Below are 20,039 nucleotides of genomic sequence, written 5' to 3'. Positions count from 1 at the left end.
ACAGCGGATTACTGTACGGTGATGCGGTGAACATCGCCATCGCAACGGAAACTGCCATCGCGGTTACTCACCTGTATTAACTCAATGCGGTATGTTCCAGGTTTCAGGCTGTTTTGTGCTACCACAGCGTTGAAACCGCTATTCAGCACACCTTCCTGTCCAAAAGCTGCCGCAACGTCTTCGCGGGGAGCGCGTGTTGCGGTGCGTGTAGTTAACTCGGTTGTCTCTTCATTCACAAAATACACAATTACCGCGCCCGGAACGCTGCTATCCTGCTTATTAAAAGCCCAGCCACCCAGATTGAAATCTGTTTTTCCATCAATTACGGCGTCTCTGGCTGGCGAATCAATAGTGCACACACCATAAACCGGGTAGGACTTAAGCTCGGCGCTTTGGTCGGGTTTCGAGCATGCCACCAGCAGCAGAGCAGGAACAAGCAGCAGTGAGCGTTTACAGAATGATGCAAAATTCATAAATAACCTGTTAAGAAATTGATATCGGTATTATTAACCCGCCCGACCCATCTTTGCGCAGAGGCCATCCACAATTCCTTTGCTCATATATTTTACCCGTTGCCATCGATTGGGTGAAAATAGTGCAATGGCAAGAAAAATCTTAATGCTGCGTAAGGTATCCATCACCCGCCAACGCCAGCCAACCCCTGGCTGGAGAATCATCCAGCAGCGGTTTCGCATTTGGTAATACAGTCTGAAGGGCGCGTGCAAAACACGGGGTTTGCCAAAGGCTATAAACTCGTCATCGCCCAGGTTATGCACCATTCGTGCAGATCCAACCCCCAGCAAGCGATAACCTTTGCGGCGAGCCCGCCAGCACCATTCGGTATCCACATAATCAATAAACAACTGTTCTTCAAATACTCCTACATCTTCCCATGCTTCCAGCGCAATCAGGCAACCGGAAGATATCAGGTGATCAACGTCAACCAATTCACCGTCTGCACAGTCTACGCGTTTTAAGCTGATGCCTGAAAGCACAACAAAAGGGGAAGTATATTGCCCTTTAACATCACTATAACGTGGCCCGACAGCCGCAACAGAGCCATCGACCGTATTAAGAAAGGCTTGCTTCAGCTGGCTGACCATATCGGGTGCCGGGCAACTATCCTGATCGAACAGCAGCAGGTGTGATGCGCCGAACGCTTTGGCCTGCTCCCTGCCTATATTGTAAGCATATCCCAAGCCTTTATTAACCGCATTCGCTACCAGAGAAACTTTGTTGAGCGGGGGCAGGTTGATGGGAGCGTCGGACGCATTATCAATAACCAGAACATGGTCAACTTGCGGATGCAGAGTATCGATCAACGACGTGAGGATATCTGCATCCGGGTTAAAAGTTACAACAACAGCAACAATAATCACACGCTATCCCGAGGTTCAGCTTCGTCCGCAAGCGGGATGGTTAACGCCCATTTATCCATTCTGGGGGTTTTGTGCAAGGTGAAGTCCGGAAAGTCCAGATTCAAATTGGGGTTGTAATAAGGATCGCTTAACAATTCTTTTTTCCATGTGTCCATCATGTAATTCACCTCGCCCACAAAGCGCGCATACTTTTCTGGCGCAATATCGTGGCCGCGAGTGGCTGACTCATGATGATACAACAGGGCATAAGGTGTCCAGATATTCCGGTAGCCCTGTTTGCCCACGCGGATGCAAAAGTCCACATCGTTAAAGGCAACCACAAGATTCTTCTCGTCAAGCCCATTAACTTCGTCATAGATTGACTTACGAACTACCAGACAGGCTGCTGTTACCGCTGAATACCGCTGTACAACACTGGCTCTTGCGAAGTAGCCGTGGTCATTCCTATTAATAAATAAATGTGAATGGTTAGCTACGCCACCAATCCCCAGGATGACCCCACCATGTTGAAGGCGGTTATCCGGATACAGCAGCTTAGCGCCGACTACCCCGACACCGGGGCGCAGAGCTTGAACAACCATCTCACCTAGCCATTCGGGGCTAATAACTTCAATATCGTTATTAATTAGCGCTACCAACTCTCCCTTGGCTTTGGAAACCGCCAAATTATTCAGTTGGCTGTAGTTAAACGGGCGAGTATCTCGAATCACTGTAAAGCCTGGTTTACTCCTTAGTCGATTTAGATAAGTTAAGGCATCAAGGTCATCAGAGCCATTATCAACGATAATGAATTCATAATTACTATACAGGGTTTTATTTTGAATACTTTCTATGCATTGGCGAAGCAAAGTTAAACCATTGCGGGTAGGAATAATCAAACTGACCAGCGGTAATGGAACCGGTAAAGCATATTTAACCCGGTAACCATAGCCCTCAAAGCTTACCTCAGCGTCAGCGCCCTGCCGGGCCAGGTGGTCTGCAATCGCTTTTTCACCCGCAATGGCGGCATAGGGCTTCGAGTTTGCCGAGCCTGCTGTACTTTCTGCGTGAACCCGCCAATGGTAAAGTACCTTGGGAATGTGAACGATTTGCTCCGGGTTTACGTGCTCGGCTGCACGTAATATAAGGTCGTGATCTTGAGAGCCTTCGTAGCCTTTACGAAAACCACCAATTTCGTTGAACAAGTCTTTACGAATCAGCCCCAGGTGGCTAAAGCAGTTTTGGGACAAAAATAAATCATAGTTCCAGTCAGACTTGAAATAAGGGCTATGCCGGTTACCCTTCTCATCAGTCTTATCTTCATCGGAATAAATAAGCGCAGCATCCGGATGGGTATTCATTGCTTTCACTACCCAATAGAGCGCAAAAGGATGCAACAAATCATCGTGGTCAAAAAGCGCCAACCACTCACCGCTGGCAAGCTCTACAGCACTATTGGACGCGTCGGAAATGTGGCCGTTAGTAGCGCGAACAGTAAATTTTATACGTGCGTCAAGCGCCGCTTGTTGGGCCAAAAACTCCGCAACGGCAGGGTTGGGGGATGCATCATCAGCAAAACAGAGCTGCCAGTTGGTGTACGGCTGATTTTTAACCGAATCAATAGCCTCTTGTAACCACACCAGGTTTGACTGATAAGTAGGCACAATAATTGAAATCAGTGGTTGCAGGCGCATCGTCTGAATTTCGGCAACTGCCTGTTCAAAATCAGCGCTGCCCAGCTCATTTTGAACAATCCAATCCTGGTAGCTAATAGCAGTTTTATTGATTTTACTTTCGTTATGCGTACGTAAAATCAAATGCTTAACACCTGCCATACCCTGTGTTTTTCGGGTTTCATTCAGGTAGCTCGCCATAGCGAGATATCCGCCTTGCTGGCTAGCCAACAAATGAAGTGCTTCTACAATGACGCGACTACGGATGCAAAGACGCTCGACCAATCCTGGAGGGGAGGGGCGGCGTCCCTCCGCCTTTCCAAAAGAATGATAATGTTCTTCTGCAGACATGCCGCTATTGCCAACATCGGGGTTAGTGGCCAAGTACCACTTTGCATCTACTTTTTTCTTGAACAATTGATCTACCCGCCAGCTCCTTATGAGCCGCGTCCTCAGTTTGTAAGATAATATTGCTATAGTGAATTATTTGATATTCGCTTAACTATGAATGTGCTATTTGTTTTCACAATAGGCAGTTACTTCTAAGAGCATATTGCTGCCAAAAGTAAGTTTATCCAATACATGCTCTGGTATTTCCAGCTCGAATTGGGGGTCGTGATCTTCACCCATGAGGCATATATCGTCAGTTGTTGACTGCGATTTGTAAAATGAGAGCCCACCAATATTAGTGAGCTGGCTCAAGTTAAAATCCCACTGCCACAAAACCACATCGTCGGAATCGCTAAAAGCAAGTTTCGTAACTTTATAGCAACCAGGCCTATCGGCAATGTCCAGTCTAAATCTCGAATAGGTATTGTCTTGCTTTGATATGCCAATACTGATTGTTTGGCGTGTACCATTAGCGCTATAGAGGTGTTTGATGGAGTTTTCCTCGCAAAAGCTTGCATCATCCTTCCCCCTCCAATACAGAGTTAAGCAAACGCTATTATCTTGATAGACGCCTATTGTTTTTCGAACAGTAAATGGGGGAATTACTAACTCTTGGGTGCTGTAAGGCTTTTCATTTTCAATACCACTCGCCTTCCGGGAGAGCTTTTCCATGAACGGAATAAATAGCCGATACTCCTCCGCTGTCAATGAGTAACCACAGTACTCCATCAGAATATTAAGAACTTTCTGCCGTTGAATCATCTCAGGATCTGCTGGCATCGCGATCGAAGTGGTTGTTCCTAGTGTAATAGCCAAGCCGCGATACAGAACCAGTGACATTGGAAGAATGTGGTTTTGTGTCCACTCAAGGTCGATGAATGTAGCATGGCCGTTTTCACTAATGATCAAATTGCGCGGTATGGCATCAATATAATGTTCAGGAAGCCATTTATCACATGACGGCCAGCCTTGGGGGACAGAAGTAGAGGTAACTACTACTTTATCAAGAGCATCCAGCCATTGCTGGAGCCATCGCTTGATATCTATAAGAGTCCAGCCAGGTTTCTGAACAATGCGATTGAGCAACTGGCTATGCAGAGTTCCAGATACATATTTTTCATCCTGAGAAAGCTGCTGATCTGTACTATTCCTATTAACGTTGGTTCGCTTAATACGAATATCATTACCATCTTTATAAAAAATCAACGATTGAGCAGTATCTCCGGCTCTCTTGGGGGAATAGTAAGAGGCGAGCAAAGTATTTGAAGGGGTAGTTAAAACTTCCTCGTTGTGGACCAGGAAAAGATGTGAGTTTGCCATATCTGCAAGTAAACCATTGCGGTAGATCAATGGCCAACAATTCTCAAGTGAAAACAAGGGATTGCTAATGCCCTGCCTATCATAAAATACTGTACCACTGAGCAGGTTGCTCAAATCAAATTTTGTCGGATCATTATATCCGCCGGGATGTACCATTAGACAAGGAAGTTTGTAGTCTGGAAATGCGAGGTAGGTGTCTGATTTTGAGAAGCCAGCTTTCAGAAAGCGTCGCTCCAGCTCCTGTTTGCCAAAAGTAACTGCAGTGTCAGCCTGATAAAGGTCATTAATTCCGGCCATCACGCCGACACCATGGTCTTCCGGAGCACCAGCAAAATACTTAAGGCCGAGTTGGTTCTCAATTGCGACAATAAGCACGCCATTAGGCTTCAAATAAGATCGAGCCTTTTCCAGAATATGTTGAATAGGATCCTCTGCATCAACATAAATTCTGGAATACTCCAGCACGCCAATAAGAGTAACCACATCAAACTGTTTGCTGAACGGAATTTGTTCGATTTTATCGAGAATAACTGAAACATTTGTTAATTCTCGACAGCGCTCTGCTGCAATAGTTGCTCTCTGCTGGCTACCCTCAACTGCGATTACAGAAGCTCCACTCTCACCGAGATAGCGAGTGATAGCTCCACAGCCACAACCCAATTCCAACACATTTGCGTTTTTGAAAATATCGGAGAACGGTCTTAAGAGATTTGCTCTATCAGAGGAAAGATGGTACTCACTAGCCCAGTCTATTTGGTGTGCCAGCAGTTCTTTGGATAAAACGCTCACATCGTCGCAGAGCTTCAATGCTGACAGGAGGCGTTGCTCGATTTCATCGCCATCATTGTATGTAAAATCATACTGAGCGGTTCGCCGCCAGACTTTTATTGCTTTGTCAAAAAAATAATGATGACTTATAACTTCCGCATCAAGTGTTTCAGGTTCAATGATGGATTGATAATTTGGGCTGAAAGCCGTTGGAATAAGTGTTTTGACATCAACAGATGAGTGACTGCGGAGAAGGGATAGCTGATGATCCGTACGAGCCTTTATTATTGCTGACATCGCGACACCCGGCATAGCTACCTGTGCTGCCGTAATAAAATGTTGCAAAGCTTTATTAGGTTTATCTAGCACTAAAGTGAAAGCTAGAGCAAGATTGTTGTAGACTCCACTGATAAGAACCCGGCTTAGATCCTTTCGACTTGCGCCCCACTGGATAGCGAGTGATTTAAAAAATGCTGCTTTTTCGAGCAAACCAAGTTGGAAGCATGCTGCTGTTATATAAACAGCACACTCAGCCCGGTTGTCTCTCGCTTCTATGTTTTGATCTGACAGTCTTTCCAGCGCTGACCAATCCCCTAACTGCCAATGAAGTTTCAATTGTTGTGAAAAGACTGAATCAACACTTATGATTTGGGGCTCTGTCTTTTTAACGACAATAGCTTGTGAACTCTTTGCTCTGGACGTCTTCGTTAAATTTTTCTGATTGTTGTCTGGAGGCATGGACTCACCGGTCATGATTGGATACTAATAAAATTACATTGTTAACTCAGAAATCGACTTCAAATGAAGGATTTTGTTGGTCTCGCAGTAATGTTCCCACTCGTTGAATTCCGACCAGCCAGATAGAAATATGAACTCCAATCCGGCTTTCGTAGCTGCAACGTGATCATATCTGCTATCCCCAATGAACAGCGCCGGATAGTTAAGATTACCGCTCTCTTTCTCCCTGCTGAGAATGGTTTCTTTAGAGTCCGGACTGCCAAATATTTGGTCGAAGAGGTCATTAATGTTGCGTTTATGAAATACTTCGCGAAGTTCGTTTTGATCTCCCCCGGAAGCTACTAGCCAGTTTGCTCTTTCTGTCTTCATCTTTAACTCCTGAAGCCCCGGGGCTATATCACATGTTAATAGCCCCACCCGAACTTCGCTAGCATAAGTCATAAGCAGCTGATCAATATCTGGTCCGTGGCTATCCATGACAATATTCTTTAAAAACCATTCGAATTTTTCATAGCGGGAAATACCGCCTCGTGCAACATGATAATCAACTAATTTTTGAGCTGCTATAGTGCCATAAGGTAACGCAGCTTTAAAAAAGGCTTCAGTTTTTACCCTATTTGAGTTGAGTAACACGCCGTCACAATCAAAAATAATAGTTTTGTATTTATCTAACTTCATAAGTCGTGCAGTCTTCTAAGAGCGGCTTCGGCTGGCGCAACATCCTCGGGAATATCTACTGCTAGGCTGCCAGGCTGTGTTTCGTACATTTCTACTGTTTTATCCAGTTCAAGGAATCGTAAAATCTCTATATCTTCACTAAATTCAAGCTCACTTTTTCGGCCAAAAGATGCAAACATAGCCAATTCATCCGCTGTGAAGGCGTATATGCAAACTTGCTTCTTATAACGGGCTGGTGCGCATTTTTTATCTTTAAAACCCGGCAAAGCCTGGCGTGACATGTATATCAGTTTGTTGTTTTCTGTAGTGATGACCTTGGGAATATTTACACTGATGGGATTTTCGCTAGCCGAGATCCAGCTATATCCATTAACTACAGCGCTCATATTTGCACGCTTGGTATCAATTGCCTTAATAATATCAATGGGATTCACTAAAGGTTCGTCACCTTGAACGTTGACATAAATGTCAGCTTTCACTTGGAGTGCTGCCTCTGCCAGCCGATCTGTGCCCGTCAAGCAGGTATCTGTGGTAATAACTGCATTAAAACCCGCGTCCGTTACCACATCTGCAATTCGTTGATCTTCTGTCGCCACATACACATTTTCTACGCCTACCGCTCTGGCGCAAAGCTCTGCAACCCATAGAACCATTGGTTTACCCAGCAGGGGAACCAATGGTTTACCTGGATAGCGGGTCGATTTGAATCGAGCAGGTATCAAAACCACTGCGCGCATGTAAATGTCCTCAAAGTGCGTAAACGGAAATTGTGGGAATAGTGTAGGTAGTTGGAGTAATGGAGGTTACAGCAAGTGCATTTTCTGCTGATCGATAGCAGGAAAATATCTGTTGCATTTCTTTCGTACGCGGATCATCTGCACCATACCCATCAAAGCCTGCAAGCAGAATCTGGTTGGCGTGACCACTGCTTGCTATTGCCAAGGCATAGCTAACCACTAGCGAATTTGGCACAACCGCTTTGGTCGGAGAAAAACTAAATGTATCAGCTTTCACTGTCAGACCAAAATCTAATAGCTCTTTTTTGCTAAATGATCTAATCATATCTTCTGGTAGCATTGAAGCAGGTGTAACTAAAGGTTGAGGCAAGGCAATATGCGCGACGCAGTCTGCAAGCAAGCGAACCGGATGACACGCCACTCGTATATTGATTAAATCTTGCGTAACCGCAGATTGGGTGTTAAGGGCAATAACTACTGGTTGGTTCGTTCTAATATAGTTTTCAATAGCCGTTTTATGTTCAGCAACGCCGCCACCAGCACCAAGAAGAAGTACATCTTTTCCAGCTATTAGATCCTTAGGCGACCAACTGCCATGGGCATCACCTTGGTAAAAATGGCGAGTTGCATCCAAGGCATTAAAGCTGAACTTTTTGCCACCCTCTACTTTTAAATGGTCAATTGCAGCCAAAATATCTTCTTCGCTATAACGTGAATCGCCGAGCATTTCCTGAATGTAAGTCGGGTGAATACCATATTTTCCTGAAAGATAGTAATAGGGGTTTGAGCCCCAACCACATTTATTTTTTAATGGTTGAAAATAACTCCTTATAACGCTCATTAGCGGAACCATATTGATGTTTTGTTGGCGAATATCAGCTACTTCAATAACCAGCTCCTCGGTTCGGGCATTACCAGGGCCTCGTCCCATACCTGTTACAGTAGTATCGAGCCAAGTAACTCCGTCCTTAATTGCTTGCAGCGTATTGGACAATGCAAGACCCATATTGTCGTGGGTATGAATTCCCATGGCTCCGTGCCAGTGTTTACGTAACCAGCCAATTATTTCGGAGGTTTGGGAGGGGGTCATACTTCCCATGCTATCCGCAAAATACAATGCATCTATGGGATATTTGCTTGCCTCAAAAGATAGTGCTTCAATCTCGGTTTGGGAGCGGTCTGCGACCTGCATTAAGTTAAAGCCTACTATATAACCTCGCTCTTTTAGCCATTTACAAGCGGGAAGTGCATTAATAAACTCATGAACATGGCAGGCAATACGCACCATATATACCGCTGAGTCTTTAGCATGTACGGGAAATAAGCTTTCTAACACAGAGGGTAGATAGTCACTGGTAACTAACTCGGAGGCATTTACCATCACTGCAATTTTCAGGTCTTTAGGTATGGTTAGCGTCCGCAAATAGTCTTCTGTAGAGTATGCGTTCGCACCGTTAAAGCCTTTGTTGATCTTTGAGCGTAATCCCAGTTCAACAACGTTAACACCAGCTGCGTGCATGGCGTTCAGGTATTTATTGGTTACATCCAGAGGAAAATTCCAACAGTTGTAATACCCCCCGTCTCGAAGAGTGCAGTCTAAAATATACATTTAGTTTTGCTCCAATTTAGTTCCGTATACATTTTGGCTTGTAGTAATAATCAACTTGATCGATCATTAGTGCGCGACTCGGCTAAATTTTATATCTCGAATAAAATGTTCCATGCAATGATAAATATCTTCCCACTTCATGCTGACGCTGATTTCATGCCACGACTTCCCGTTAGCATCGATTTCAGTTATTAATGAGTCAGGGATATAGTTTGCCTCTGGGTGAATATGAATGCTTCTCTGATCTTTTATCGAGGGAGCTGCATAGACTAATCCCCTCTTTCTCTGAATGCAGGATGGATAGATAGAGTCAGTAGCAAACGATGTGAAGAAAAAATCTACCAGTGACGCAAAAAATATTTTCTCGGGCATGGTTCTGCCAATTAAATTGATAAATTTAACATTTGGAAGTTGGGATTCTATGTCATTGTATATTTGCATCTCTTGACTTGATACATTTTTTATGTCTACAGGGTCGGTAAGTGTAGATGTTCTGCCGTCGATGAGTATTAATGGCTTATCAAATTCGCTGGATATGTTTTTGATTATATTGATGAGTCCTTCTTTTTGTTCTGTCCAGCGGCGCTTTTCAACTGATATGCCTGCCCAAAAAACGAAATCATAGTTATCCATATTTGGCATCGTGAGATCTTTTGAGATGTTGGTCTTATAGTTAGTCCTGCTAGTAATCCTGCTGCTCAGCGCTAGTAGTTGTGGGTCAAACTCGGATTTCATATGCTGCAAACATGGCATTATGTAAAAGTATGGTTTGATATTCGAGCAGCTGATTGATTTTTCATCCAGTAGTTTGTGCGTTGTTATATTCTCGAAATAACTAGAAGGATCTATAAAGTTAAATCCCGGGATAGATATGGAATTAAAATGTATTTTTCTCTGGCAAAGATATTCTATTCCATGCAAATAATCGTACACGAAGTGATAAGGTCTTGATTGTGATAGATTGACTCCCACAAAAGCCCCCTTTTCTTTCTCTGGAAAATTCGCTCCAGAGATTTTCAGGTGCTCCAGATGTAAGTATAACTTTGGGATTTTTTGTATCGCTTGAAGAGCCCACTGTTGGATGTCTAAAGCGACTGCTTTATATATTGTGGGGAATAAAAGTAATACATTGGTGCAGTGTTGCACCAGATAAAATGTAAGAACATCGCTATCGAATAGTAGAAAATTAAAGTCGCCTAAAGAGTAGCTTTGTACGCAGTAGTACAAAGCACCCTCTCTTTTGTATTGGCCATGGAGTGATCCATCTCTCGTTGAATTTTCGATAGCCGTCATTGCCCAATAGGGCTCTTTAAATTGTTGAACAAAATTATTGGTTTCTCTTTCGTTTTCAAAAATACAAATTCCGTTTTTTTTTAGTTCTTCATGTAGTTCGTTGATATTTAATATGGTGAACTCTGCCAGCAGTGCGGCTGATAGCTCAGTGTTTCCACTCGTATGTATGAAGTTTGATTTTTTTGTGTGAAATGATTCCCAGTTGTTCTTTATTGCCAGTAGTTGAGGTTTATAAGCATCCGAAAAAGCCAATTTCCATATGGAGTACTCCACTCCTTGAAAGTGTACTGAAATTTCATGGTCGATATTGTCTAGCTCTATCTCAAACTGAAATCCGCAGAGCAGATGGTCTTCCTTCAAATTAAAATGCCTGACTACATCCGGGCGATTTACGGTGAGGTAATATATCTTGGATGTTTTGTCGGATTTTATTACTCTTATATATAAGTCTTCACTGTTTGCTAGGAACCACCCTGAAAAAAATACTGTACCAGTTATCCCTCCTTCTCTAAGAGAGGGGTTGTCGAAATTTCCTTTAATTTTTTTGTTTAATTCCGAAGCTTTTTGTTTGTCAAAATATATTTCATGACTCATAAGATCGACCTATAAAGCCATTTTTCTCAGCTAAACTACAGATTATTCTTTCTATACCATGTGCAATGGTGCCATCCGCCAACCCTTCTTCTGGCTCAAAGTAATGATCTTCTATCATTTCGAGGCCGCTCAGAGCTCTAGGGGCGAACCAATACATTGAGCCTGCGGGGAAATCAGAGTAGCTGAAATCCAGATCAAGCAATGCTGAAAGTCCGAGAACTATGTCTCGGTCGTAGCTCATGTTCTTACTTGTGTGGGGGATGAAGTATTTTTTTGGAACCAATAGCCCTAGCACATTAGCTTCCTGGTCAAACTTCTCTAATATAGAACCAATGAGATCTTTAGTGCCAAGTAATGATTCATATATTTCATTGCGTATATTATCTCCGTCGTTACGGTACACGCTTTTCTTCGAGTGGATTTTGCAGACAGCATCGTAGTCCAAATTTTTAATTTTTCTATAGGTTTCGATAAATGGTCTTATATCTCTTCCTCGGTTTTCTACTAGGTTGACATAGGCATCTGGATAGTCTTTTTTAATTAAATCTACAATGTTGTTTTGGGTGTTGGTGAGGGTGACAAAAAGATCAAAACCGTAGCCCTTAAGGTTTTTCAGATAGTGGCTGATCTCATCCCATATGTCGGTGTAGTGGATATGGAGGATGACCGCGTAATTATTTTTCCTCACAGGTTGCTCGGTCGAGAGTTTTTCGACATTCTTAATATCAAATTCCTTTAGTACATCGTAGGTAGCTTGTAGATAGCCATACCCATGCTTACGATCGGGCTCTAAGTGTGTGCCTTCAGCCCATTCGTTCCATGCATTGATAAATATAAACTTTTCCTGGTCGGAAAGTGTTGCTGTGTCGTGCGTGCGGGTAGCTATGTGAGTCAGCCACTGTTTATATTTTAATAGAGTGAAGTTTGCGAACGTGTGACTATTATCCTGCTTCCTTGCCGTATTGTCCCATGACAGCATTGCGGTTCTGAAGCATTTGTATGTAAATTCCTTCTCTGTGCAGGAGTTGCGCACAACTTCCTCATAGTCATATATGTTGCCCGCAAAGTTTGCATTAACAATGTCAAGGGAATCGTTGATTTTATTGCTTTTTACAGTGTGTGGTGGGAACTCCATAGAAGCATCGAAACCGAACTCTTTTGGGTTTTTAAATCCAAAAGTCTGGGCTCCAATGAGATAAAGCCCAGGAAATCCTGCTTCTCTGGCTTTACGTTGCCATAGCTCAATTGTTTCCGCCATGTCTGGAATAATATTGGCCCTGTAGATAATTAATACCGGTTTGCCATCAATCGTAATATATCGGTCATCTTCGAAGTATTGATAAAGATGCTCAATGAACTTTATTGAATCACTCTCACAATGATTCTGCCCTATTAATACATCATTTTCAGCCCCGTCCCATCGGCGGGTCCAATTTTCATTAGCCCAAGTAAGGCAATATTTTATGTCAACGTCCTTATTATTAAGAAGCATCTCGAACGGCTTATGCATAAGAACTTTGCCATCAAACCAATAGTAGTAAAAATTGAAACCGTAAATTCCATAGTTTTTGGCAAGGCGAGCCTGCTCAACCATGACTTCCGGGACACGCAAGTCATAAAATCCGTTGTGAATAGGGAGGTGAGGTTGGTAGTGTCCATCATAGTTCGGTTTTGCTTTTGCTACGTTGCTCCATTCGGTAAACCCTTTTCCCCACCACGCGTCATTCTCTGGGAAAGGGTGAAATTGTGGTAGATAGAATGCCAGCGCTTTAATTTTACTTGCTATCTCTGGTTGCACCTTGAAATCAACATAAGCTTCCGACGTTTCATCAAATGAAATTGTCGGAATTTCTTTTTTTATATATTTTGGTACAGAGGAGATTGAAAAAGTTTTTGTTTTTCTTTTTTCGTATTGACCAATTTCTATATAGTGAGCCAAGGGGTCCTGATTGGTTTCCTTTGCGTCGATGTATTGCTCACGATAAAAATTTGGATCAAACCAGGAGTTCGGCAATCTTCCCTCTTTCCAGCCCCATGTCGTGTAGTGAACAAAGGGGTCAGCGTTTGCAGCTTGTATGTCTGGATACATAGACATGTAAAATTCAGCGTCCACTGAATTTTCATAAACTAAAGGGAAGTCTGTAGGTTCGATATGAACGCCCACTTCAGGGCTTTTAGGGCGTAGATGGCTTTTTAGGTAAGTATTTACAGACTCATCATCGTGCTCAAAACCAAGCCGACTCAAAGATAGACTAATATTGATTTTAGTGATTTTTTCTAATGATCGATTGTTTCTGATTGCAGTTATATATAGATCAAGAGCTGCTTGATAAAGGCCTGCTTGGAAGGCTTCGTTCGCTTCCTGTAGGGTAGTTTTTTGGTAAGTTTTATTCATTTTTAAACCTTCTGAGTTTTTTCCAAAATTTATATTCATTGATTTTGGATTACTCTTTCAACATTATTTCTTTGATTAGTTCAATTTGAGCTTCGGATTTTAAAAGTTCCTGCATTAATGATTTGTTTTGCTCAACTTGTTCTGCTTTTTCTTTGTCTAATATTCTATTTTTTTCTTCTAGCTCCGTTATTTTTTCAAGCCTAATATCGGATTGCTGTTGAATATGAGAAGCCTTTTCTGAAAGTCGGTTGACCTTATCTAACAAATCCTTATGTTCTGTTGTGACGTTATATTTTTCGTTGGATAGGGCTTTGCTGAGCTCCCGGATGGTGTCGTCTTTTTTTTCGAGCTGAATGATGTTTAAGGAAAGCTCGCTTTCTGTCTGTTGCAGGCGCTGCTGAAAGTAGTCTATTTTTTCAAGCAAATCTTCTCTGTCTTTTCTGAAGTTAGACAGATGTGTTTCTTTTTCATTTAAAATTTCAAAAAGGGGATTTTTTTGAAAGGTTATCAACGGTAGGTCTGGATCACTTTTGTCCGTCAGATGAATGAAATAACCTTGTCTTTCCATAAAGGCAGTGCAGTCGCCGGTTGTTGGCGAATTTTCGTAAAGAGGTGTGGCGCTGGTTTGAATGTGGATCTGCTTGAACTTTTTTAATAATCCCGAGCAGGCCAGATTTTCAAGTAAAGGTAGGCCTATATCAATAATTTCTATAATTAGAACATTATTGTTATCTTGCAGGCTAAGGTCTCCAACAAGAGCAGTAAGATTATAACTTTCTCGATGCTCGCTTTTAACGGCTTTTATTCCGGGAAATAATTTTCTCAATCCTGTTGGTTTTCCAGTTGCAGAATACTCCGCAAGGTTGTATTCGGTAAATTCAACCTTTTCTCCATCGGGCGTTATCAATAGATTTAAAACATCAATGTTTACATTTTTGTATTTTAATAAATGTGCATAGGCGAGCTGCCGAGCCTCAACTAGCGTTACGTAATCCGAGGATTCTAATTGTGCGTTTAGAGTGGATGCTGTGCCAGCGCCAAGCCAGATAGTGTGCGAAAAATTTTTACTCATTTATTGCTCCACATTGTTCTGGATGTCATTTGTTAGTAAAACAGGCGAGCTTCTCCGGCCTTCAGCTTGCCCAAACATAATAAAATGTAGAAGCGGGTTTGTTTTAGTATCAGCCACATCGGGATATTGTTGTAAATACCAGTTGCCGTCGAATAATGGGCCGGGGAGACGGCCTTCCGAAGCACCAAAGAGTAGGTAATGTTCAGCAGGATTAATTTTACTTTCGGATACGTCGGCGTAGTTTTTCAAATACCATTCTACATCGAAGTACTCGGATGTTAGTAACAAGGCTGCATCTTGGAGTAGTTTGATGTTGGATGTCTTGGGGTTTTTAACTAATCGCCCCAATGCCCGAACGGGAGCTGTACTCTTCCACGCGGTAGAATTTCTCAGGTCAGTTATTTCTTGCTGGAGTAAGTTGCAATTATATTCTGCGTAAGCCGCCTGAGCCTTCATTTTACGAAGAAAATTTTCTTGTTTGCTTAACTCTTTATTGTATTGCTTTTCATGGGCCAGCATGGAATGTTCTGCTTTCTCCAAGCTAACATGTAATTCGCTCAGTTTTTTCTCCAAATCATACGTCTGTTCTAGAAACTTGGCTTCTAGTTTTTTGACCTCTCGCGTGTGCACTGCTTGGGTTTCTGCTTTTAGACGTTCTGTATCTATTTCATTTTGAGTAATTAGTTGATCAATTGTTTCCTGAGCTACCGCTAGTGACTTGTAATTATCTTCGATTTCTTCCTGGGCGTGTTGAAGTTGCAATAAAATGGCGTTTCTTTCATTTTCGGTTTCGCTTAGTTTTTTGGTTATTTTGTTGTTTTGTTGGATTGCCTTCTCTATATCCAAAATCGGAGCTTCATCGCTATTGAATGATATTGTATAGGCATGCAAAACACTGTTCAGTTCTTTAATCTCTTCCTTTTGGCTAACATATTGGCAGGCTGCTAACAAGGAGAACTCGATTTTCTTTGAGGCAATCGTCCTGTGGGTTACTGTTTTTTTTAAGCCAAGAGTGCTATTGAATTCATACGGATGGGCTAAAGCTTGGTTAAGATTGAAAAGATTAATTCGCTGACGATTTTCGCGCTTAAGCGCCAGTAGGTCTTGGGTAATTTTTTGCCATTGCTCCGACGCTTCAGCGATGCTACTACCATCTTCCACAGCCTTTGAAAGAAAATACTCTGCTTGAACTACACCCAACCATAAGTGGTTCTCCGCGGAATTAGTTGAAAGTATTTTAGCTATCGAGGAGAGTTTTTGGGCAGGTTTCAATGCTTTTGTTTTTCCACCCACTGAGGATAATTCGGTGTGCTCCGCTACTGGAAGATCATAAACGTCAATCAATCGATTCCAATCTGGAGATTCGTAGACCGTTAGCAGTAAGCTCATATAGAATTCCTTGTTTGCCCTTTTTTAATATGATCTTAAGAAGAGCTCTATTCAGTTTAATGAATACGAATTGATATTTTTTAGCTGTTTTGGGTTTGCATGGACAGGTTGTATTGATGTGCGACGCTAGCGGTATCGCCCTGCTCACGAATAACACCTTTATCAATCCATATTACGCGACCGCACACTTTATTAACCTGATCGGAGTTGTGTGAAACAAAAATACAGGTTTGTTCTCCGTTCAGTTTATTCCGCATGGCTGCTTCAGCCTTTTTTCGGAAGGTGGCATCACCTACGCTCAGTACTTCGTCAATCAGCAAAATATCTACCTCTGCCATCAACGCGGTAGCAAAGCCCAAACGGGCTTTCATGCCTGACGAATAAGTTTCTATTGGTTGGTCAAAAAACTCACCCAGTTCGGTAAATTCTTCGATAGCAGGAATAATGGATTTGGCCTTCTTCTTTGAGGCGCCTTGTAACATTACCGAATAGATGGCATTTTCGCGACCACTGATATTAGGGATAAACCCCAACCCTAATGTAAGTAGTGCACGGGTAGTCTTGGGCGGGCAAATTACTTTGCCTTGTGTGGGGTTGACGATGCCGCCGAGAATGCGCAGTAATGAGCTTTTGCCCCCACCGTTTTTGCCCAGAATACCGATGGTTTCGCCTTTAATAAGGTCAAACGACACGCCTTTAATTGCTTCGTGAGTAAATTGTTTAAAAATACCCCGGCGTGTTTTATAGGTAAGGTGCAGGTTTTGTGCGGAGAGAATGATGGATTCACTCATTATGCGTTCACCACTCTGGCTGCAATGGTTCTGCTCATATGGCTGTATATCATGTGAAAAACACCAATAAATACGGTGCAAAACAGCATTAGCCATACGAGGTGTTCAACATCGTACATGCCTTTGTTCATGAATATGACTCTGAATGCATCGCACAAAAATGCCAAAGGGTTGAATAGGAGCAGGTAATCCCTTAATGGGGCATCAATAGTTGATATGTCAAAAAATATACCGCTGGTAAACATTAAAAACAGCATTAGCATATTAATTAACATCCGCACGTCATCCGCATAGCACACCAGTAGGGCGCACAAGAGGCTAAAGCCGGCAATAAGAAGATAGAGTGCAACAATAAGTGGAATAAGCCATAACCATTCAACTTGTGGTGCATAGCCGTAACCCACGCACAGGGCGGCTAACAGCAGGAATACTGGAATCTCTTTATACACAGTTACTTGAATGGCTGCGTAAGGGAAAAGTATTTTTGGTATATCCAGTTGGCTGATAATGCCCCGGTTAGCCACTATGCTACCGGCTGCACTGGTTACCGCTTTTGAAAACCACATGTAAGGAATTTTGGCGCACATAAGAAAGATAAGAAAATCTTCCTGACGGACTTTGAGAAGTACGCTAAATACAAAATAGAAAGCCAACACAAATAGCATTGGCTCAATAATCCACCATAAAAAGCTGAGGTAAAGGCGCGATGCTTCGGCCTTTAAGCTCATTTTGGCCTTGGTATCGACCAAAATAATAAAGTCATGAAGTTTCAATCTGGATATCCACCCTTGTTAATCGAAGTAGGCCGCTTGTGTAAATACTGGTGCTACCTGGTCTTTTCCGGAGACTTGTATGTCGCCAGCTTCCGGCCATTCAATATTTAACGTTGGGTCATTCCAGATAATGGCGCCTTCGTGGGCGGGGGAGTAATAATTGGTGGTTTTATATAAGAACTCGGCGGTATCGCTCAGGGTAAGAAAGCCGTGAGCAAAACCTTCTGGCACCCAGAGTTGGCGTTTATTTTCTGCGGATAGGTGAACGCCTACCCATTGGCCAAATGTGGGTGAAGATTTGCGAATATCCACGGCAACATCGAATACTTCGCCTCGCACTACGCGTACCAATTTACCTTGTGCCATCGGCGGCAGTTGGTAGTGCAAACCTCGTAAAACCCCTTTAGCGGATTTCGAGTGGTTGTCTTGTACAAAAGTGCGTTTCAGGCCGGTGGCTTCTTCAAAAAACTTTTGACTGAAACTTTCAAAAAAGAACCCGCGCTCGTCACCGAATACTTTGGGCTCAAAAATTTTTACGTCGGGAATGGTGGTGTCAATAACATTCATTGGATTCATTAACCTGCGTATGCACGAATATTGTTCAGGGCGGTTTGCCAGTCTGAAGGGGGGATGCCAAACGCATCTTCAATTTTTTTACAATCCAGCCGCGAATTGGCCGGGCGTTTTGCCGGGGTGGGGTAATCTGCGGTAGTAATAGCACTCAACGCAGGTACGGGCTTTTCGTAAATACCGGATGCTTCAACTTGCTGAAAAATTGCCTGGGCAAAGCTATGCCAGTTGGTATGCGGTGCGCCTGCGTAGTGGTAAATGCCCCAGGGCAATTCGCCACTGTTGCTATAAATATCAGCAAGGATGATCAGCACTTTGGCAATATCACCGGCGTAAGTCGGGCTGCCTTGCTGGTCTGCAACTATGCCGAGTGCATCTTTTGTGCGCCCCAGGCGGATCATGGTTTTTACAAAATTATTGCCATGCTCGCCGAATACCCAGGCGGTGCGCAAAATAATATGCCGTGGGTTGGCTGCTGCGGCCGCTTGCTCTCCGGCCAGTTTGCTGTGGCCATAAACGCCTTGCGGGTTGGTCGCGTCATGTTCGCTGTAGGGCGAATCTTTCTCGCCATCAAATACGTAATCCGTAGAAATATGGAATACTGCTGCGCCTATGTTTGCGCTGATACGGGCAAGGTTGGCAATGCCGTCGCGGTTGATGGCAAAGGCGTTGTCCTGGTCGGTTTCGGCTTTATCTACAGCGGTGTGTGCCGCCGCATTAATTACAATGGTGGGCTGTTCGGTTTGCAACAACTGCTCTACAGCGTGCGCATCGGTGATATCCAGCTGTTCGCGTGTAACGGCAATAAACGGAATATTGCTATCGAGCAATTGTTGCTGCAAGCAATGGCCTACCTGGCCATTGGCACCGGTAATTAATATTTTCATTCCTGACTTTGCTCCGCGATTTTCAGCAGGTACTGGCCGTAACCGGTTTTTTCCAATGCTTTACCTTCGGCGACCAGTTGTTCTTTGCTGATCCATTTATTGTTGAAGGCAATTTCTTCGAGGCAGGCAACTTTCAGCCCCTGGCGATGTTCAATGGTTTGTACGAAATGACCGGCCTCAAGCAGGCTGTCATGTGTGCCCGTATCTAGCCAGGCATAACCACGACCAAGCACCTCAACGTTAAGCTCCCCCTGTTCAAGGTAAACGTTATTTACGCTGGTGATTTCCAGTTCGCCTCGGCTGGATGGCTGGATGGTTTTGGCAATTTCAATAACGCGGTTGTCGTAAAAATACAAACCGGTGACTGCGTAATTGGATTTAGGCTTCTTCGGTTTTTCTTCAATAGAGATTGCACGTTTTTCGTTATCGAACTCCACAACCCCAAAGCGCTCCGGGTCATTAACGTGGTAGCCGAATACGGTGGCGCCTGTTTTACGTTTTACGGCTTTTTTAAGGTGTTCTGTAAGGCCGTGGCCGTGGTAGATGTTGTCGCCCAGCACCAGGCAAACGCTATCACTGCCAATAAAGCCTTCGCCGATAATAAACGCTTGGGCAAGACCATCAGGGTTGGCTTGAACGGCGTAGTTGAGGCGTACCCCGAATTGTGAGCCGTCACCCAGCAGGCGCATAAAGCTCGCAGAGTCTTCCGGGGTAGTAATAATAAGAATATCTTGAATACCGGCAAGCATCAGTACCGACAGCGGATAATAGACCATCGGCTTGTCGTATATCGGTAACAGTTGTTTGGATACGCCTTTGGTGATGGGGTGTAAACGTGTGCCGCTTCCGCCAGCAAGAATGATACCTTTCATAATATTCCAATTACCTTAACGATCTGATGCCAACGCGGGGCTTGGGGCGAGCCGCATCAACATGGATGAATTGATTGTGAGGATTCAGCAGTCAAAAACAGAGGGGAGTTTTTGATACCCGATTGATACAGT

Annotated in this window: 16 protein-coding genes; all 16 read right to left on the bottom strand. The window is 43.4% G+C overall.

Going from position 1 to position 20,039, the window contains the following annotated elements; all coding sequences use genetic code 11:
• Nucleotides 1–8 precede the first annotated feature (8 nt).
• Nucleotides 9–473 (bottom strand): hypothetical protein, encoded by a 465-nt coding sequence (locus C4F51_RS14130; RefSeq protein WP_193910871.1) that lies wholly within the window; start codon nucleotides 471–473, stop codon nucleotides 9–11.
• 33 nt (nucleotides 474–506) lie between these two features.
• Entirely contained in the window at nucleotides 507–1,379 is an 873-nt protein-coding gene (locus C4F51_RS14125) for a glycosyltransferase family 2 protein (RefSeq protein ID WP_193910869.1), read from the bottom strand.
• Nucleotides 1,376–3,448: a glycosyltransferase family 2 protein gene (locus C4F51_RS14120; RefSeq protein ID WP_193910867.1), complete on the bottom strand. Its 2,073-nt coding sequence runs from the start codon at nucleotides 3,446–3,448 to the stop codon at nucleotides 1,376–1,378. The genes C4F51_RS14125 and C4F51_RS14120 overlap by 4 nt, the downstream gene beginning before the upstream one ends.
• 96 nt (nucleotides 3,449–3,544) lie before the next feature.
• Nucleotides 3,545–6,247 carry a class I SAM-dependent methyltransferase gene (locus tag C4F51_RS14115; protein ID WP_193910865.1) on the bottom strand — a complete coding sequence of 901 codons (2,703 nt, stop codon included), beginning with the start codon at nucleotides 6,245–6,247 and terminating at the stop codon, nucleotides 3,545–3,547.
• 33 nt (nucleotides 6,248–6,280) lie between these two features.
• Nucleotides 6,281–6,925 carry an HAD family hydrolase gene (locus tag C4F51_RS14110; protein WP_193910863.1) on the bottom strand — a complete coding sequence of 215 codons (645 nt, stop codon included), beginning with the start codon at nucleotides 6,923–6,925 and terminating at the stop codon, nucleotides 6,281–6,283.
• Complete coding sequence (locus tag C4F51_RS14105) at nucleotides 6,922–7,662, bottom strand: 3-deoxy-manno-octulosonate cytidylyltransferase (RefSeq protein ID WP_193910861.1); 741 nt, start codon at nucleotides 7,660–7,662, stop codon at nucleotides 6,922–6,924. The genes C4F51_RS14110 and C4F51_RS14105 overlap by 4 nt, the downstream gene beginning before the upstream one ends.
• A 10-nt stretch (nucleotides 7,663–7,672) precedes the next feature.
• A complete protein-coding gene (locus C4F51_RS14100) occupies nucleotides 7,673–9,271 on the bottom strand; it encodes an aldolase catalytic domain-containing protein (RefSeq protein WP_193910859.1) in 1,599 nt (532 codons plus the stop codon).
• 66 nt (nucleotides 9,272–9,337) lie between these two features.
• A complete protein-coding gene (locus C4F51_RS14095) occupies nucleotides 9,338–11,158 on the bottom strand; it encodes a hypothetical protein (protein ID WP_193910857.1) in 1,821 nt (606 codons plus the stop codon).
• Nucleotides 11,148–13,553: a glycoside hydrolase family 99-like domain-containing protein gene (locus C4F51_RS14090; RefSeq protein ID WP_193910855.1), complete on the bottom strand. Its 2,406-nt coding sequence runs from the start codon at nucleotides 13,551–13,553 to the stop codon at nucleotides 11,148–11,150. Before C4F51_RS14090 ends, C4F51_RS14095 begins: the two co-directional genes overlap by 11 nt.
• A 49-nt stretch (nucleotides 13,554–13,602) precedes the next feature.
• Nucleotides 13,603–14,625, bottom strand: a complete 1,023-nt coding sequence (locus C4F51_RS14085; protein WP_193910853.1) for a hypothetical protein — start codon at nucleotides 14,623–14,625, stop codon at nucleotides 13,603–13,605.
• Nucleotides 14,626–16,014 (bottom strand): hypothetical protein, encoded by a 1,389-nt coding sequence (locus C4F51_RS14080; RefSeq protein ID WP_193910851.1) that lies wholly within the window; start codon nucleotides 16,012–16,014, stop codon nucleotides 14,626–14,628.
• 80 nt (nucleotides 16,015–16,094) lie between these two features.
• On the bottom strand, nucleotides 16,095–16,805 hold the full coding sequence (locus C4F51_RS14075; RefSeq protein ID WP_193910849.1) for an ABC transporter ATP-binding protein: 711 nt from the start codon (nucleotides 16,803–16,805) through the stop codon (nucleotides 16,095–16,097).
• Nucleotides 16,805–17,578, bottom strand: a complete 774-nt coding sequence (locus C4F51_RS14070; protein WP_193910847.1) for an ABC transporter permease — start codon at nucleotides 17,576–17,578, stop codon at nucleotides 16,805–16,807. The genes C4F51_RS14075 and C4F51_RS14070 overlap by 1 nt, the downstream gene beginning before the upstream one ends.
• A gap of 18 nt (nucleotides 17,579–17,596) precedes the next feature.
• A complete protein-coding gene (gene rfbC, locus C4F51_RS14065; RefSeq protein ID WP_193910845.1) occupies nucleotides 17,597–18,145 on the bottom strand; it encodes a dTDP-4-dehydrorhamnose 3,5-epimerase in 549 nt (182 codons plus the stop codon).
• Between the two features lie 8 nt (nucleotides 18,146–18,153).
• Nucleotides 18,154–19,035 (bottom strand): dTDP-4-dehydrorhamnose reductase, encoded by an 882-nt coding sequence (rfbD, locus tag C4F51_RS14060; RefSeq protein WP_193910843.1) that lies wholly within the window; start codon nucleotides 19,033–19,035, stop codon nucleotides 18,154–18,156.
• Nucleotides 19,032–19,907 carry a glucose-1-phosphate thymidylyltransferase RfbA gene (rfbA, locus tag C4F51_RS14055; protein ID WP_193910841.1) on the bottom strand — a complete coding sequence of 292 codons (876 nt, stop codon included), beginning with the start codon at nucleotides 19,905–19,907 and terminating at the stop codon, nucleotides 19,032–19,034. Before rfbA ends, rfbD begins: the two co-directional genes overlap by 4 nt.
• Nucleotides 19,908–20,039: the final 132 nt, after the last annotated feature.

Source organism: Cellvibrio polysaccharolyticus (assembly GCF_015182315.1).
Taxonomy (GTDB): domain Bacteria; phylum Pseudomonadota; class Gammaproteobacteria; order Pseudomonadales; family Cellvibrionaceae; genus Cellvibrio; species Cellvibrio polysaccharolyticus.
The sequence above is the reverse complement of the archived record's forward strand: the minus strand, read 5'-3'. Positions and strand labels throughout refer to the sequence as shown.

Bases quoted from the DNA above. Each gene is read 5' to 3' on its own strand.
- C4F51_RS14130 (WP_193910871.1), bottom strand. From the start codon at position 473: ATGAATTTTGCATCATTCTGTAAACGCTCACTGCTGCTTGTTCCTGCT.
- C4F51_RS14115 (WP_193910865.1), bottom strand. From the start codon at position 6,247: ATGCCTCCAGACAACAATCAGAAAAATTTAACGAAGACGTCCAGAGCA.
- C4F51_RS14110 (WP_193910863.1), bottom strand. From the start codon at position 6,925: ATGAAGTTAGATAAATACAAAACTATTATTTTTGATTGTGACGGCGTG.
- C4F51_RS14105 (WP_193910861.1), bottom strand. From the start codon at position 7,662: ATGCGCGCAGTGGTTTTGATACCTGCTCGATTCAAATCGACCCGCTAT.
- C4F51_RS14100 (WP_193910859.1), bottom strand. From the start codon at position 9,271: ATGTATATTTTAGACTGCACTCTTCGAGACGGGGGGTATTACAACTGT.
- C4F51_RS14095 (WP_193910857.1), bottom strand. From the start codon at position 11,158: ATGAGTCATGAAATATATTTTGACAAACAAAAAGCTTCGGAATTAAAC.
- C4F51_RS14090 (WP_193910855.1), bottom strand. From the start codon at position 13,553: ATGAATAAAACTTACCAAAAAACTACCCTACAGGAAGCGAACGAAGCC.
- C4F51_RS14085 (WP_193910853.1), bottom strand. From the start codon at position 14,625: ATGAGTAAAAATTTTTCGCACACTATCTGGCTTGGCGCTGGCACAGCA.
- C4F51_RS14080 (WP_193910851.1), bottom strand. From the start codon at position 16,014: ATGAGCTTACTGCTAACGGTCTACGAATCTCCAGATTGGAATCGATTG.
- C4F51_RS14075 (WP_193910849.1), bottom strand. From the start codon at position 16,805: ATGAGTGAATCCATCATTCTCTCCGCACAAAACCTGCACCTTACCTAT.
- rfbC (WP_193910845.1), bottom strand. From the start codon at position 18,145: ATGAATGTTATTGACACCACCATTCCCGACGTAAAAATTTTTGAGCCC.
- rfbD (WP_193910843.1), bottom strand. From the start codon at position 19,035: ATGAAAATATTAATTACCGGTGCCAATGGCCAGGTAGGCCATTGCTTG.
- rfbA (WP_193910841.1), bottom strand. From the start codon at position 19,907: ATGAAAGGTATCATTCTTGCTGGCGGAAGCGGCACACGTTTACACCCC.